The 1,514-nt window shown below is 66.8% G+C and carries 2 protein-coding genes; both read left to right on the top strand.

Features of this window, described 5'->3' with window-relative positions; translation table 11 throughout:
- A partial coding sequence (locus RMO23_RS15185; protein WP_309683259.1) for a hypothetical protein occupies positions 1–623 on the top strand: 623 nt, incomplete at its 5' end.
- A partial coding sequence (locus tag RMO23_RS15190) for a capsule biosynthesis GfcC family protein (protein ID WP_309683262.1) occupies positions 620–1,514 on the top strand: 895 nt, incomplete at its 3' end. The genes RMO23_RS15185 and RMO23_RS15190, both read left to right, overlap by 4 nt.

The following is a 1,514-nucleotide window of genomic DNA, read 5'->3' on the forward strand; positions in this document are numbered from 1 at the left end:
CCTGCGCGACACTGACCGCCTGCGCTTCGCGCATTGACGCGATGGCCCAAACCGGCAAGGTATTTTTTCAGGGTGATTCGAACGCCCGTGCAGCGCCCGCCCTGAATCCATCCGTTCGCTACCTCAGGGTCGAAGTCAAGCAACGCACCCTCTTCCTGGCGCTCGGTTATGTCGACAGCCACCCCCTCGGTCCGGTTGAAGTCTGGTACAGCGGCCGGGGTGAAGTCCTGCGCCTGCAAAACGGGCATGTCGTGGGGCTGACCGGCACCGAACTCGAATGGCGGCAAGCCCGCCTTTCAAGCATGCCCAACTGGCCGGCCAATTCATCCACCACCAGCGCCTATTCACGGGTGCGTGACGTGATGCCGGGCTACCGCTTTGGCATTGTCGACCAGCTGGTGTTGCACTCGGTCGATGCACCCGCACGATCCAATCTTGAGTCATTGACGGCTTCCAGCTTGCGCTGGTTCGAAGCCCGCGAGGCCCATGCCGCCCTTCCCGCGGCGCGCTTTGCACTCTCAGCCGCGCCTGGCGCCAACACCGTGGTCTACGCCGAGCAATGCTTTTCGCCCACCTTTTGCCTGAGCTGGCAGCAATGGCCACCTGTCGCTTCCAGCCCATGAAACCACTGCCCCAGAAAACACCACGCCGCACCGCCGCCACGCGCCGGCCACAACAGACCCTGATCAGCAGCGCCACTTTTCTGGTACTGGGCGTTTTGCACGGCGGCGCGGCGGCGGATGACCTTCGCCTGCCTGCGGCCAATGTGTATGCGGGCGCCAACCCACCGGTCAGTGGCGAGCGCCTGAGCGACTGGCTGCAACGACAGCCCGCCGTCGACGACGCCTACTTCCCGGGGCTGAGCTGGCTGGTTCCCGCGGAGGTGCCGGCGCAAACCGCCCTGAAAAACGCGCTGCAAGCCCATCTGCTCGGGTCCGAATGGACTTTTCGTGCCGATGTTCAGGCCCGGCAGCGCCTGTCCGCATGGATCGGCACGCTTCCCGTCACCGGGCGGGTGCCGATTCCGGTGGCCGATTCCCGCTGGCTGGAGGTACACCCGGCCCAGAACCCTGTGCTCGCCCCCGACCATCAGGTACGGGTACCCCCGCGCCCGGCGACCGTGACCGTCGTGACCGGCGACGGCTATCTTTGCGCCGTCCCGCATGCGGCGGGCCATGACGCCCGCGCCTACATCGAGGCCTGCCGGTTACCCCAGGACACCCGCCCCGTGGATCGGGTCTGGATGGCTCAACCGGATGGCCAGGTTCAAAGTTTTGGCATCGGCGGCTGGAACGCGCAAAAGCAGGGCGAGCCCGCCCCCGGCGCCTGGCTATGGGCGCCCGCCCGGGGCGCGGGGTGGTCTGACGGCTTTGCCAAAAAACTGATGGCCTTCCAGGCCACCCAGGGGCCTTCCGCAGCCCAGGCCACGGCCTCAACGGCCGCAGCGGACGACAACACCCGGTTGCCAACCAGCCCGATTCCTGCCAGCCCCCAAACACCGTTGCGCGACCCGG

The organism is Polaromonas sp. (assembly GCF_031411155.1).
In the GTDB taxonomy this organism is placed as follows: domain Bacteria; phylum Pseudomonadota; class Gammaproteobacteria; order Burkholderiales; family Burkholderiaceae_C; genus Polaromonas.